The organism is Loktanella sp. Alg231-35 (assembly GCF_900143545.1).
Taxonomy (GTDB): Bacteria; Pseudomonadota; Alphaproteobacteria; order Rhodobacterales; family Rhodobacteraceae; genus Yoonia.
Map to the genome: position 1 here is coordinate 615084 of NZ_FREV01000002.1, position 13859 is coordinate 628942.

General features: G+C 56.3%; 14 protein-coding genes. 6 read left to right on the top strand and 8 right to left on the bottom strand.

Annotation, left to right across the window (positions count from 1 at the left end; genetic code table 11):
* Positions 1-68: 68 nt before the first annotated feature.
* Together DHN10_RS06600 and DHN10_RS06605 are read left to right on the top strand one after the other, a co-directional pair.
* Positions 69-722: a YggS family pyridoxal phosphate-dependent enzyme gene (locus tag DHN10_RS06600; RefSeq protein WP_108814415.1), complete on the top strand. Its 654-nt coding sequence runs from the start codon at positions 69-71 to the stop codon at positions 720-722.
* The gene (locus tag DHN10_RS06605) at positions 719-1366 is read left to right on the top strand and encodes an RluA family pseudouridine synthase (protein ID WP_108814416.1); all 648 of its coding nucleotides are present in this window, start codon (positions 719-721) and stop codon (positions 1364-1366) included. Before DHN10_RS06600 ends, DHN10_RS06605 begins: the two co-directional genes overlap by 4 nt.
* Here the strand turns inward: DHN10_RS06605 and DHN10_RS06610 are convergent.
* Both DHN10_RS06610 and DHN10_RS06615 read right to left on the bottom strand, forming a co-directional pair.
* Entirely contained in the window at positions 1363-2292 is a 930-nt protein-coding gene (locus tag DHN10_RS06610; protein ID WP_108814417.1) for a VOC family protein, read from the bottom strand. The genes DHN10_RS06605 and DHN10_RS06610 overlap by 4 nt on opposite strands.
* 95 nt (positions 2293-2387) lie before the next feature.
* Entirely contained in the window at positions 2388-3827 is a 1440-nt protein-coding gene (locus DHN10_RS06615) for an aldehyde dehydrogenase family protein (protein ID WP_108814418.1), read from the bottom strand.
* A 127-nt stretch (positions 3828-3954) separates the two neighbouring features.
* On the opposite strand from DHN10_RS06615, the gene DHN10_RS06620 reads away from it, so the two are divergent.
* Positions 3955-4608, top strand: coding sequence for a peroxiredoxin (locus tag DHN10_RS06620; RefSeq protein ID WP_108814419.1), 654 nt, complete (start codon positions 3955-3957; stop codon positions 4606-4608).
* Positions 4609-4680: 72 nt separating this feature from the next.
* On the opposite strand, the gene DHN10_RS06625 is transcribed toward DHN10_RS06620, so the two are convergent.
* On the bottom strand, positions 4681-5253 hold the full coding sequence (locus DHN10_RS06625; protein WP_234417057.1) for a hypothetical protein: 573 nt from the start codon (positions 5251-5253) through the stop codon (positions 4681-4683).
* Between the two features lie 205 nt (positions 5254-5458).
* Positions 5459-7591, bottom strand: a complete 2133-nt coding sequence (gene pnp / locus DHN10_RS06630; RefSeq protein ID WP_108814421.1) for a polyribonucleotide nucleotidyltransferase — start codon at positions 7589-7591, stop codon at positions 5459-5461.
* 278 nt (positions 7592-7869) lie between these two features.
* On the opposite strand from pnp, the gene DHN10_RS06635 reads away from it, so the two are divergent.
* The gene (locus DHN10_RS06635) at positions 7870-8592 is read left to right on the top strand and encodes a hypothetical protein (protein ID WP_108814422.1); all 723 of its coding nucleotides are present in this window, start codon (positions 7870-7872) and stop codon (positions 8590-8592) included.
* A gap of 85 nt (positions 8593-8677) precedes the next feature.
* On the opposite strand, the gene rpsO is transcribed toward DHN10_RS06635, so the two are convergent.
* From rpsO to truB, 4 genes are all read right to left on the bottom strand, one after another.
* Positions 8678-8947 (bottom strand): 30S ribosomal protein S15, encoded by a 270-nt coding sequence (gene rpsO, locus DHN10_RS06640; protein ID WP_108814423.1) that lies wholly within the window; start codon positions 8945-8947, stop codon positions 8678-8680.
* A 137-nt stretch (positions 8948-9084) separates the two neighbouring features.
* Complete coding sequence (locus tag DHN10_RS06645; protein WP_234417058.1) at positions 9085-9927, bottom strand: calcium-binding protein; 843 nt, start codon at positions 9925-9927, stop codon at positions 9085-9087.
* A 110-nt stretch (positions 9928-10037) separates the two neighbouring features.
* The gene (locus DHN10_RS06650) at positions 10038-10550 is read right to left on the bottom strand and encodes a DUF1643 domain-containing protein (protein WP_108814424.1); all 513 of its coding nucleotides are present in this window, start codon (positions 10548-10550) and stop codon (positions 10038-10040) included.
* A complete protein-coding gene (truB, locus tag DHN10_RS06655; RefSeq protein ID WP_108814425.1) occupies positions 10547-11461 on the bottom strand; it encodes a tRNA pseudouridine(55) synthase TruB in 915 nt (304 codons plus the stop codon). Before truB ends, DHN10_RS06650 begins: the two co-directional genes overlap by 4 nt.
* Before the next feature lie 397 nt (positions 11462-11858).
* On the opposite strand from truB, the gene DHN10_RS06660 reads away from it, so the two are divergent.
* Together DHN10_RS06660 and DHN10_RS06665 are read left to right on the top strand one after the other, a co-directional pair.
* A complete protein-coding gene (locus DHN10_RS06660; RefSeq protein ID WP_108814426.1) occupies positions 11859-12290 on the top strand; it encodes a universal stress protein in 432 nt (143 codons plus the stop codon).
* Between the two features lie 11 nt (positions 12291-12301).
* Positions 12302-13855 (top strand): alanine/glycine:cation symporter family protein, encoded by a 1554-nt coding sequence (locus tag DHN10_RS06665; RefSeq protein ID WP_108814427.1) that lies wholly within the window; start codon positions 12302-12304, stop codon positions 13853-13855.
* Positions 13856-13859 lie beyond the last annotated feature (4 nt).

Below are 13859 nucleotides of genomic sequence, written 5' to 3' on the forward strand. Positions count from 1 at the left end.
GACAGGCCTTCAATTTCGGACTATTTCAGCCCGAAACCTGCCGTGATCCTTATTTTTCGGAGCTTGCCGTGTCCCTAGCCGAAATTCAGACCCGTTGCGCCGCCGCCTGTGATAATGCGGGCCGCGATGTGACTGAAATTAATCTAATTGCAGTTTCCAAAGTGCAACCCAACGAACGGGTTGAGTCGATTCTGGACGAGGGCCACCGCAGCTTTGGTGAAAACAAGGTGCAGGAGGCCGCTGGCAAATGGCCCGCCTTTCGTGAACGCTATGACGGGATCAAGCTACATCTGATCGGTCCATTGCAGACCAACAAGGTCAAACAGGCCATGCAGCTGGCGGATGCCATTCACACGGTTGATCGCACCAAACTTGCAAATACAATCGCGCGCCACGCACAAGAGCTTGGGACATGCCCGGACCTGTTCATTCAGGTGAACACAGGTGAGGAAGAACAAAAGGCAGGCGTCCTGCCCGGCGATGCTGACGCCTTCATCGCCGAGATGCGCGCGCTTGACCTGCCATTGCAGGGGTTGATGTGCATCCCGCCGGTTGATGAGGAACCATCGTTGCATTTTGCCCTGCTGGCCAAGATTGCCACCCGCAATGACCTGACAGGTCTGTCGATGGGAATGAGCAGCGATTTTGAAATCGCCATCGCGCTTGGCGCCACGCATATCCGCGTCGGCTCTGCCATTTTTGGTGAGCGCGTCTACGGGTGAGTGATGACTACAACCCACCGCAGGACCCTCTGAACATCCTGCATGACGACCACGAAGTTATTCTGGTCGATAAACCCAGCGGCCTGTTGTCGGTGCCGGGCAAGGGTGAACATCTGGCTGATTGCCTGATCGCGCGTGTGCAGGCGGCCTTTCCCATGGCATTGCTGGTGCATCGGCTCGACCGGGATACGTCGGGTGTGATGATCTTTGCGCTGACCCCGCATGCGCAACGCCACCTTGGGCTGCAGTTTGAAAAGCGCCAAACCAAAAAAACCTACGTTGCACGGGTCTGGGGCGAGATCACGGAAAAGACGGGCACTGTTGATCTGCCCCTGATCGTGGATTGGCCGAACCGCCCTAAGCAGATGGTTGACCATGACAACGGCAAACAAGCTGTCACCGATTGGCGTGTTGTGCGTGCCAAGAATGGAGAAAGCCGGGTGCGCCTGATGCCCCACACCGGGCGATCACATCAATTGCGTGTGCATATGCTGGCCATGGGTCATCCGATCCTGGGTGATCCGTTTTATGCCGAAGGTGCTGCGCGGGACTACCCGCGCCTGATGCTGCATTCCGAGACACTGCAATTCCGCCATCCCGACGGTGGGCAAGGGATGCGCATTACTGCGAAATGCCCGTTCTAGCGGTCCAACGGCTGCAGCGTACTTTGCAGACGTGCGCGCAGGTATTCGTGCTGACTGGGTAGCTTGAGCGCCTCACCAAGGTTGGCCGTGTCTTCATCACGATCAAAGCCGGGTTCATTGGTGGCCACTTCAAACAACACGCCGCCGGGCGTGCGGAAATAGATGGCGTAGAAATAGTCGCGGTCTATCACCGGCGTCACCTGATAGCCTGTATCCAGCAGTGCTTCGCGGACCTCTAACTGGCGGGCGCGGTTTTCGACAGCAAAGGCGATATGGTGAACCGAACCTGCCCCTTGGGCGGCATCTGCGGCGCAGGAGTGTGCCTCGATATCGATTGTGTTCGCGTCATTGCCACCGGGCACGGCAAAGCGCGTGACATTGCCTTCGGTGTCCTGTTTCTCATAACCCATAAAGCCAAGCAGTTCGGCGCTGGCGTCAGGGTCGTTCAGGCGCATGTCGGCGGAATGGAAACCGTGAATGCCCATCTGTGTGCCCACACCGTTGCCCGTCCAAGGAGTGCGGTCGTCATCACTTTCGACCAAGGCGAACTGGTCACCATCCGGGCCGTCAAACAGCACGCGTTTTTCGCCAAAGCGGGTACCTTGCACGATGCCACCCACATCGAAGGTGGCCAAGCGGTCTAGCCACGCCTGTGATGACCCAGTTGGAATGCTAAAGGCCGTCCGGCCAACCTCGCCTATGCCTTTGTCACCGCGCTTCGCGTTGGGGAAGGGAAAATAGGTCATGACGGTGCCGGGCGTGCCCGCCTCATCACCATAATATAGGTGATAGACGTCGGGCGCATCAAAGTTCACGGTTTTCTTGATGCGACGCAGGCCAAGAACATTGGTGAAGAACGCGTTGTTCTGACGGGCGTCACTGGCCAGCGATGTGACGTGGTGCAGGCCTTTGATTTGTTTGAGCACGGTTATCTCCTATTCGTTATTTGAATAGATAGCTCAATCCGTGCCGCACGTAATGCCGACAGGCGCACCTAAATAGTGCGCCTGTGCACATGGTGTTATTCGGCAGCCCAGCCAGAGATCGCTTTGACCTCAAGAAATTCCTCGATCCCCCAGACGCCACCCTCGCGGGCGCGGCCTGACATCTTGACGCCACCAAAGGGAGACCCGGCAGCGCGATCCTGACCGTTCATTTCGATCATACCCGCACGCAGGGCCAGTGCCATCCGGCTGCGCCGCTCGCCATCCTGACTTTGGACATAGTTGGTCAGCCCGTAGGGCGTGTCATTGGCAATGGCGATGGCCTCTGCCTCATCCTCGAAGGGGATGATCGACAGAACGGGCCCAAAGATCTCTTCGCGGGCGATGCGCATGTCGTTGTTTACGTCAGCAAAGACTGTAGGGCGAACGTAGTAACCACGGTTCACGCCTTCCGGCAGGCCGGGACCACCCGCAACAAGGCGCGCGCCCTCGTTGATGCCCACTTCAATCATATCCTGAATCTTGTCCCATTGGGTTTTGTTCACGACCGGCCCGATATGGCGGCCCGGATCGGACGCAGGGCCAACACCAATCTTGCTTGCTATCTCGGCTGCTGCTTCGACGGTTTGGTCATAGATCGACCGTTCCACCAGCATGCGGGTCGGGGCGTTGCAGGATTGGCCAGAGTTGTTCATGCAATGGATCACGCCGCGTTTGACGGCCTTTTCATCAGCATCGGCAAAGATCACATTGGCACCTTTTCCGCCCAGCTCAAGCGTGACGCGCTTGAGCGTTTCAGCCGCCGCCAATGAGATGGCCTTGCCCGCGCGGGTGGACCCGGTAAAGCTGATCATGGCCACATCTTCGTGGCGCGACAACTGGCTGCCCACGCCCAGGCCATCGCCGTTCACAAGGTTGAAAACACCCGGTGGCAGGCCAGCATCATGCACGAACTCTGCAAAAAGCAGCGACGAAAGCGGTGCCTCTTCCGATGGCTTCAACACCATTGTGCAGCCAGCCAGCAAGGCCGGGATCACCTTGAGCGTGACTTGGTTCATTGGCCAGTTCCACGGTGTGATCAGGCCGACAACGCCAATCGGTTCCATCGCGATGCGGTCATTAGGAGCATGCGGGCCAAGAGGGCGGACCCATTCGATTGCCTTGAAAGCCTCAAGTGAGTTTTCAAGATGCCATGGCAGGCATGGGGCCTGGCTGCTGCGGGCCATATCGATGGGCGCGCCCATCTCAATGCTGATGGCCTGGGCCATTTCTTCAACCCGAGTTTCATATTGGGCAAGGATACCCTTTACATATTCCGCACGCTTGGCCGGATCAGTGGCAGCCCAAGCGGGAAATGCCGCGCTGGCCGCAGCCACAGCCGTATCCGTGTCCGCCTGATCCCCCAGCGAAATGACTGCACATACCTCTTCAGTTGATGGATCGATGACGTTGTGGTCGCGGACCTCTACCGGGGGAACCCATGCGCCATTGATATAAAAGTCGCGGTGCTCGATCATCTGTGCCTCCTGAGGTTAACGTCGATACATTGTTGGCAGTCTGTTTCGTTCCGTGCAAGCGGTGGTGGCGCTTGGCCTGAGTCGTATCTATATATCAGTCAATGAAATTTTAGAGAGGATCAAAGCCATGTCTCTGCGCATTAACGACACTATTCCTGATTTGACGGTTGAAACCGACCAAGGGACGTTTTCGCTGCACGAATGGATCGGCGATAGCTGGGCGATTCTGTTTTCGCATCCCAAGGACTTTACCCCCGTTTGCACAACCGAGTTCGGCGCAGTTGCCCAACTGGCTGATGAGTGGGCAAAACGTGGCACCAAGGTGATTGGCGTCAGCGTCGATGGCGTTGAAGATCACAAGAAGTGGAAAGGCGATATCGAAGCCGTCGGCGGCGCCCCTGCCGGGTTCCCGATCATTGCAGATGCTGGTCTGGAAGTTTCCAAGGCCTTCGACATGTTGCCCGCCGAGGCCTACCTGCCCGATGGGCGCACGCCTGCTGATAGTGCCACCGTGCGTTCCGTCTTCATCATCGGACCCGATAAGCAGCTCAAGCTGTCGATGACTTACCCGATGACCGTTGGTCGCAACTTTGCAGAGGTCCTGCGCGCGCTGGATGGATTGCAGACATCAACAGGGCGCGGCGTTGCAACGCCAGCCAACTGGAACGTCGGTGATGACGTGATCATTCCCGCTACAGTCAGTGATGAAGATGCCAAGGCAAAATTCGGCGATTTCACAAAAGTGCTGCCGTATTTGCGGACGACACAGTTGAAAGACTGATTGCTTTCACCCGCTCTGAAAGCAAAAGGCCCCAGCAAAAGCTGGGGCCTTTTTCATGTGGTCCGGGGCGTCTCAGAAACGATAGCTGACCGCGATGCCTGCGTAGGGCAGAACCGGTAAATCTGATAGGTCATCATTCAAAGAGTCGATCTCGTCCTGAACAGCAGTATCGGTACTGTCAGAGCTCGCTTCCAATGATGAGATCACAACGCCGATGTCGCCAGAAAATGACCAGCCCGGCGCGAATTCTGTGTTGAACCCTGTGGTGATCACAGGGGCAATGTCGTTCTTTAGCGCGATTTCGCCTTCAAAGCTCTCAGGGCCAACAAAGTCACCCGAGATTTCAGTGTTGGACAGCAATAGCCCACCTGACACCCGCCAAGCGTTCACCAGCGGATAGTAGTCAGCAAAGACCGCGACGCCGCCAATTTCTGCCTTACCATCAACCTCATAATCTTCGATATCGAACGTCTCGCTTTCGTTGATCCCACCCATGATCATGCCGCGCACACCCAGATTGGGCGCTGCACGATATTCGCCATGCAGTGACGGGCCAAAAGTGTTGAGACCCGCGCCAACGGCAGTGTCGCCTACTTGTTGAGCCTGCAGCAAAGTGCCGGTGAGTGTGAGGGCCGTAGCAGTCATCAAAATTCTGAAATTCATTTTGCAATCCTCTTAGTGGTGATTTGGGTCAATACAACGCAATCGTTAAATACTTGATGCCACCCACATAGGTTGCTTGCGCACTCATGAAAGCAGATTTGGGCAACTTTTCGCCTTTCTGCCGGACAACAAAAAACACCCGGCCAAATTGACCGGGTGTTTGAGCTTTGTCCAAAAAGGGGGCAGATTACTCAGCCGCCTCCTCTTTTGCGATCTCTTCGCCGGTTTCCTGGTCGACCATCTTCATGGCTAGACGGACCTTGCCGCGATCATCGAAGCCAAGCAGTTTGACCCAGACTTCCTGACCTTCTTTGAGAACATCAGAAGGGTGGTTCAGACGGCGGTTCTCGATCTGGGACACGTGGACCAGACCGTCGCGCTTGCCAAAGAAGTTGACGAAAGCGCCAAAGTCCACAACCTTCACGACCGTACCTTTGTAGATCACGCCTTCTTCCGGCTCGGCCACGATCGAGTGGATCATGTCGTAGGCTTTTTTGATCGCCTCGGCATCGTTGGACGCCAGTTTGATCACGCCATCATCGTTGATGTCGACTTTGGCACCGGATGTTTCCACGATTTCGCGGATAACCTTACCGCCAGAGCCGATAACTTCACGGATCTTGTCGGTTGGGATTTGCATCGTCTCGATCTTGGGTGCGTGAACGCTGAATTCCTGCGCCCCAGTCAACGCCTTGGCCATCTCACCAAGGATATGCAGACGGCCAGCTTTGGCCTGCGCCAATGCTTTTGACATGATCTCTGGCGTGATGCCCGCGATCTTGATGTCCATCTGCAAGGACGTGATGCCGTTCTCGGTACCCGCAACCTTAAAGTCCATGTCGCCAAGGTGGTCTTCGTCACCCAGAATGTCGGACAGAATGGCGTATTCGCCGTCATCTTCCATGACCAGACCCATGGCCACACCGGCGACCGGTGCTTTCAAAGGAACGCCCGCGTCCATCATGGACAGGGAACCGCCACAAACAGACGCCATCGAAGACGAGCCGTTGGATTCAGTGATCTCTGACACCAGACGGATGGTGTATGGGAAATCCGTTGCCGCAGGAAGAACCGCCTGCAACGCACGCCATGCCAGCTTGCCGTGACCAATCTCACGACGGCCCGGCCCCATCACACGACCAACTTCACCAACCGAATAAGGAGGGAAGTTATAGTGCAGCATGAAGTTGGATTTATACATACCGGTCAGCGCGTCGATCATCTGCTCGTCGTCACCGGTACCCAGCGTGGTCACAACCAGACCCTGAGTTTCGCCACGTGTGAACAAGGCAGAGCCGTGCGTGCGTGGCAGAATACCAGTCTCGGAGACAATTGGGCGGATCGTGTCGAGGGCACGGCCATCGATACGCTTGCCGTTTTTGACGACATCGCCGCGCAATACGCTTGATTCCAGACCCTTCAGGGCGGCGCCAAGGTTGCCGTCTTCTTGCTGCTCTTCAGTCAGAGCTTCAACAATTGCGGCCTTTGCAGCAGTCACCGCCGCAGTACGCTCTTGCTTGTCTGTGATCGCATAAGCAGCACGCATCTGGTCTTCGCCAGCAGCTTTGACCGCAGCGGAAAGGTCAGAGTAATCGACCGGTTCAAAATCAAACGGCTCTTTTGCGCAATCTTCGGCCAGATCAATGATCAGGTCGATGACAGGTTGGATCTGCTCATGTGCAAAAGTAACTGCACCCAGCATCTCGTCTTCTGTCAGCTCATAGGCTTCGGATTCAACCATCATCACGGCGTCTTTGGTGCCGGCGACAACAAGGTCCAAACGCTGCTCTGGGTTCAGGCGCAGGTTATGCATGTCGTCAATTTCAGGGTTCAGGATGTATTCGCCATCCTCAAAACCAACGCGGCAGGCAGCAATCGGGCCACGGAACGGCGCGCCGGAAATCGTCAGTGCGGCAGAGGCGGCGATCATGGCGACCATGTCCGGGTCATTGACCATGTCGTGGGACAGAACCGTACACATCACCAGAACTTCGTTCTTGAAGCCGGGGACAAACAGTGGACGGATCGGGCGGTCGATCAAACGTGCAGTCAGCGTCTCTTTTTCAGTGGGACGCGCTTCGCGCTTGAAAAAGCCACCCGGCACTTTACCGGCGGCATAGTATTTTTCTTGGTAGTGGACGGTCAGCGGGAAAAAGTCCTGCCCCGGCTTTTGCTTACGTGCGAACGTGACGTTCGCCATAACACTGGTTTCACCAAGTGTTGCGATGACAGCGCCATCGGCTTGGCGGGCAATCTTGCCCGTTTCCAGTGTCAGCTTTTCTTCGCCCCACTGAATTGATTTCTTCACTTCATTAAACATGATGTTTTCCTAGTTGGCCCATTTCGGGCCTTTTTGCGTAGGGGGCGTATTCCCCCTCATTCCGGTATCTTGCTATGGCGCTGGAATGCGGGCGCCTGCTTCTCAAGACTAGCGGGGCTTAGCGGGTTTTCGTGTGTTTGGGAAGGGCTTGTAGGCATCAGCCCAAAGCCTGTGATCCGCCACCCCACAATTTTGTGAAATTTGTCAGAATAATTCGGGAAGCCCCCGCGTAAGCCTTGTGGAAACCCCATGACGCAACACCGAAAGAGAGTATTCCTATGACAGTTTTCAAATCTATGACCCTTGCCGCACTGACTTTGGCCAGCACGGCACCACTTGCGATGGCGCAAGAATTCAACCTTGAAATTGAGGGTCTTAACCTGGCCCCTTCGATCGCTGACGGTTTCAGCGACGACGATGATCTTGGTCGCGAACCGTCCGTGCGCGCAAAGGCTGGATATACATTTTCCAATGGTGCAGGTGTGCGGCTGCAATTCTGGGACATGGATGTGTCTTATGATCAGGGTCAGGACGGCAACCTGACCGAAATTCAGTCGCGGCAGCTTGATCTGGTTGGCTATAACGCATTTGAAGTGACACCCGGACTGGAATTTGAATTGTCGGCCGGGGTTCGGAAGCTGGACTTTGAAGATTTGAACTTCGCCGATAGTGGCCTGACGAACACTCATGAATTCGACGGCATTGGCGGTGTTTTCGGCGTGAAGGCAACGCAAGCCGTGTTCGGCAATGGTGGGATTTACGGCAGCTTTGAAACGGCAGCGTTGTTTGGTGATCTGGTCGATAACGGAAGCGATGACCCACAATCGCTGCTTTCACAGATGGCGATCGGGGTGGGGTATGAGCATTCATTCGCAGTTGGCCCCACAACCACAACGCTGAAGGTTGGCTATGAGGCACATCAGTGGACTGGGATTGAAGACAGCTCTGATGGTGCCTTTGGCTTTGATGGCCTTGTCGTGGGTGCGGCTGTTTCCTTCTAGGATCAGCGGCAAGCCCGAGTGAAGAAACAAAAACGCCCACCAAATGGTGGGCGTTTTTTCTATTTCTGTGATCGGTTGCGTTGCCTTAGCGACGCAGGCCCAGACGCTTGATCAGGTCTTGATAGCGGGCCTCGTCCTTGCCTTTGGTGTAATCCAGCAGCTTACGGCGCAGGGCCACCATCTTGAGCAGGCCGCGGCGGCCGTGGTTGTCTTTTTTGTGGGTCTTGAAGTGCTCTGTCAGCGTCGCGATGCGGCTGGACAGGATTGCGATCTGCACCTCGGGGGAACCAGTGTCGCCCTCTTTGGTCGCAAATTCCTTCATGATCCGTGTCTTGTCTTCAGCAGTAATCGACATCGGGGGCTCCTTGTATCTAAGGGTTGATGGCGCGATCCGGGATGTCGTCCAGAAAGGCCCGTGGAGGGTCCGACCAAGGTGATCCTTGTGCGGATGCGTCGCTTTAGGGGGATTCCCCGCAAAAGGAAAGGATTTTGTTAGGCTGTGATCAGGGTGACGGTATCTGTGTCCAACGCATCAAGTTCAAGAAAGGTTGCAACGATTTCTTCACCTGCCATTAAGACCAGCCCGTCCGCGGTTAGCGTTGTGCGCAACTCCGGCGCTTCGCCTTCATAGGTGATCTCGATCTGATCGACCTGTGCGTCGTAATCTTCGATGATCACATCATTCTGGGTAGTCAGCGCAAAGAGGTCCGCCCCGGTGCCCCCATTGAGCGTATCACCCGCGTCGCCCTTCAAGATATCGTCGCCTGCGCCGCCGTTAAGATAGTCGGCATCGTCGTCACCGCGGTCATACAGCAGGTCATCCCCCGATCCGCCATGCAATGTATCGGCCCCGGCACCCCCTACCAGCACATCATTGTCCAACGATCCCAGCAGGGCATCATCCCCCGCCCCACCCATCAGCAGATCATCGCCGCTGCCACCATTGAGCCTGTCATCGCCGCCACCACCCTGCAGCACATCATTACCCACATGGCCGTTCAATTGGTCATCTCCGTCGCCTGCATCCAGTTGATCATCACCGCGACCGCCGTGCAGCACATCGTTGCCTGCATTGCTAACCAAAAGGTCGTCGCCATCTTCTCCATCCAGATAGTCGTCACCACCCCCGGAAACGATCACATCATCGCCGTCACCGGAAAAGATCACCGTGTCCTCATCACTGGGTGCGATCAGCTCGTCGATTGATGTGATTGGATGACTGGGGTCATCTTGGTCGGGCGGTACCCCTTCGTCCGTGGCGGGGGCGTCGTCGTCCGTATCTGCGATAAAGAACGCCGTCGCGGCGACCCCCATCAAACCCATGATTGCGAGCATTTGATTGACCTATGCATATTCGAGTCGCCCCGACCCGCAGTGCATTTGATAGCACGAGCGACAGGCAGAACGGTGTCTGAAATGAACGAATGGTTAATGCAGCAAAGGTCTCAAGGCGCGGCCCACAACATCGGGCTTTGACTATAGCTGATATAGAGCGGGTGCTTGGGGTGCCCGTGTTTGCTCAACCCCAATGTGTAGATCGGCTTGCCTGTGGCGCGCAGTACTGCCTCCACCTCGGGGCCGCGGTTCAGATGCGCCCCATGGGTACCCCAGGCGGCAATCACCTGATCTGCCCAGGCCGCACCTTCACGGATCGTGGCATCATTGGCCGGGCCGATTGGATCAGCGGTTTTGCGCATCTTGGTTGGGTCGGTTTCGCGCCATGCAAAGATGTTAGTCACCTGAAAGGCGCCGAACCCCAGCGCGCGGGCGCGCCGCTCGCACCGTTCTACTGTGGGGTCGTTCTGCACCTCGGTCGCCTTGGACGGGTTGAGCATCACAAAAAGGACGCGCTTGCCCGCCGGGTTCCATGTGCGGGTCAGCGCATACCGATACTGCTCGCAATCCGAATAAACTGCCGTTGACGGCGCATCGTCTTTGGTATGGGTGCGGGTGATCACGCTTGCGGAGGGACAAAGACCCGTGAGGGCTGCATCTCGCCACCGCGATAGGTTCCAACGGCAATGGCTTGACCATCGTAAGAGGCCCAGACCTCTTCACCGAATTCAACACCGCTGGCGATGACCGAGGCGGGGTTCCCATTGCGCAGCTTGGCCACGCTTTCAGCCGGGCATCGGACCTCGGGCAGATCCACAAGACCCACTTCCAGCGGTTGCAGAAACTGATCAAGCTCTGGTGTCTTGGCGAGCGTATCAACCTGTTCGAGTGTCACACCTTCGGTGGCCTCAAACGGGCCGGACCAGATGCGGCGCAGCGACTTGACGTGGGCTTTGCACCCCAGCGCCTGACCCAGATCGCGCGCAATAGAGCGGACGTAACCGCCTTTGCCGCAGGTCATTTCTAGTGTGGCATGGTCGGCATCCGGGCGATCTGTCAGCAACAGCTCTTCCACCCAAAGTGGACGGGCAGAGAGCGCCATCTCTTCGCCTTCGCGGGCCTTTTTGTAGGCCCGCTCGCCGTCGACCTTCACGGCCGAGAATTGCGGCGGGACCTGCATGATATCACCGACAAAACTGCCCAAGGCGGATTTGATCGCTGCGTCATCAGGGCGTAGATCGGAGGTGGCGATGACTTCGCCTTCGGCATCGTCGGTGTTGGTGGCCTGCCCAAAGCGCACTGTGAAACGATAAGCCTTCAAGGCGTCCGTGATATAGGGAACCGTTTTGGTCGCCTCGCCCAAAGCCACGGCCAGCACGCCAGTTGCTTCGGGGTCCAACGTTCCGGCATGTCCTGCCTTTTTGGCATCCAAGGCCCAGCGGACCTTGTTGACGACGGCGGTCGAAGTGATGCCAGCCGGCTTGTCCACAACCAACCAGCCTGAGATATCGCGCCCTTTGCGTTTGCGTGCCATGTCATGCCCTTTTCAGAATGGGCGCTAGCTAGTGGGAAGTGGCAAGGTGGTCAATGCGCGAGTGTGGTGGCCTGCCAAAGCGGCGTTCACCATCTGGAATAGAGCGCAAGGCACACTCGCGCACCGCGATGCACAGCAACAGACGGAACGGCGCAGCAGACAAAGTGATAGCGAGGCTACGGAAACGAAAGGCCAATAGTAGCGCGAATCTCTAAATTTCAGTCGAAAACACTTAAGAACGCAACAGATTCGGCCACATTTATCATCCGGCTTCTATAGGATGGTCCTACGTCGGCCTGTGCTGACGAGTGTATGGATACAACTTCGTTAATGCTCAAACTCCATGCACTTTCAATACAAGAGCGCATCTAAAATAACGAAGATGGGGGACATATCCATGAAACTAGTCATCGGCCTTGATGGGGCGAGTACCGGGGGCAAAGCCCTGGACTTTGCCAAACACATCGCGGCGAAATCGACGTCCTGCGAAATGATCGTGGTCTACGTGATCGAATGGTCGCCGTTTTCCTTTCAGACAGCTGAGGAAAACGCGCAGCGCCATAAGCGCCGCGAAGAGGAAATCGCGATAGCGATGGAGCGGGTCCTGAACCCTGCCGTAGCAGAGCTGACCAAAGCAGGTCTTTCCGCGCGGGCCATCGTCCGCCATGGCGATGTGGCAGACACAATCGATGATATCGCCCATAGCGAAGGCGCGGATCAGATCATCGTGGCGCGTTCCAGCGCTGGTGGCCTGACATCGCGACTGTTCGGTAGCTCAACCGCAAACCTTGTGATGAACGCCCGCGTTCCTGTCACTGTTGTCGCATAAGGAACGTTAAGATGCAGAATATTCAACGTCTTCTTCTGACCCTTGGCGCGTTTATCGCCATGTCCGGTCAGGCCATAGCGCAAGAGGCTGGCAGCCTTGATGCGCGCGTGAACGAGATCTTTGCAAGCTCAACCGGTTGGTTTGTTAGCCTGATCTTCGCGCCAATTCCTGGCACGTCCTTCCCATGGATTGTAATGTGGCTGGTGATTGGTGCTTCGATTTTCACCATCTACTTTGCTTTCGTGCAATTCCGGTACTTTGGCCACGCGATCGGCCTTGTGAAGGGTGACTACTCTGACCCCAATGACGCGGGTGAAGTAAGCCACTTCCAGGCGCTTGCCACGGCCCTTTCGGGCACGGTGGGTCTTGGTAACATCGCCGGTGTCGCGGTTGCCGTAGGTATCGGTGGTCCCGGTGCAACATTCTGGATGATCCTTGCGGGTCTGCTGGGGATGGCATCGAAGTTCACCGAATGTACGCTGGGTGTGAAGTATCGCAACGAATACCCCGATGGTACGGTCTCTGGCGGCCCGATGTACTACATCAGCAAAGGCTTTAACGAGCTTGGCCTGCCGGGTGGCAAGATCCTTGCGGTTGTGTTCTCGGTCTTTTGTATTCTGGGCGCGCTGGGCGGCGGTAACATGTTCCAGGCCAATCAGGCCCACGCGCAGATCACCCAGATCACGGGCGAGTTTCCGGGCTGGATCACTGGTCTTGTGTTCGCTGCGGTCGTCTTTGCGGTCATCGTAGGCGGTATCAAATCTATCGCACGCGTTACCGAAAAGGTCGTTCCTTTCATGGGCGTTATGTATGTGGGTGCGGCGCTGATCGTGTTGATCGTCAACTTCAACATGATCGGTTGGGCCTTTGGTCAGATCTTTGCCGGTGCCTTTACTGGTCTGGGTGTTGCAGGCGGTTTCGTCGGTGCGTTGATCCAGGGCTTCAAGCGTGCGGCGTTCTCGAACGAAGCGGGCGTGGGTTCTGCGGCGATTGCACACTCTGCGGTGAAAACCAAAGAGCCGATCACCGAAGGCTTTGTTTCACTGCTTGAGCCGCTGATCGACACGGTTGTCATCTGTACGATGACAGCGCTGGTAATCATCATCTCGCAGCAGTTGATCATTGATCAGGCAACAGGAAACTATGTCCTGAACGAGGCTGGCAATGCGATTGCAACGGTCGATGGCAACACAGGTGTTGCGCTGACGTCTGCGGCATTCGGATCAGCCATCAGCTGGTTCCCGTTCATTCTGGCCATTGCCGTGATCCTGTTCGCTTTCTCGACGATGATCTCTTGGTCATACTACGGATTGAAGGCTTGGACCTATCTGTTCGGCGAAGGCAAGACGACAGAGCTGATCTTCAAGATCATCTTCTGCATCTTCATCGTGATCGGTGCGGCGGCCAACCTTGGGCCAGTCATCGACTTTTCGGATGCGGCGATCTTTGCCATGGCTGTGGTCAACATCTTCTGCCTCTACTTCCTGATGAAGGTCGTGAAGACAGAGCTGGCATCTTACAGCAGCCGCCTCAAAGCCGGTGAAATCAAGAAGTTCCAGCACTGATCGG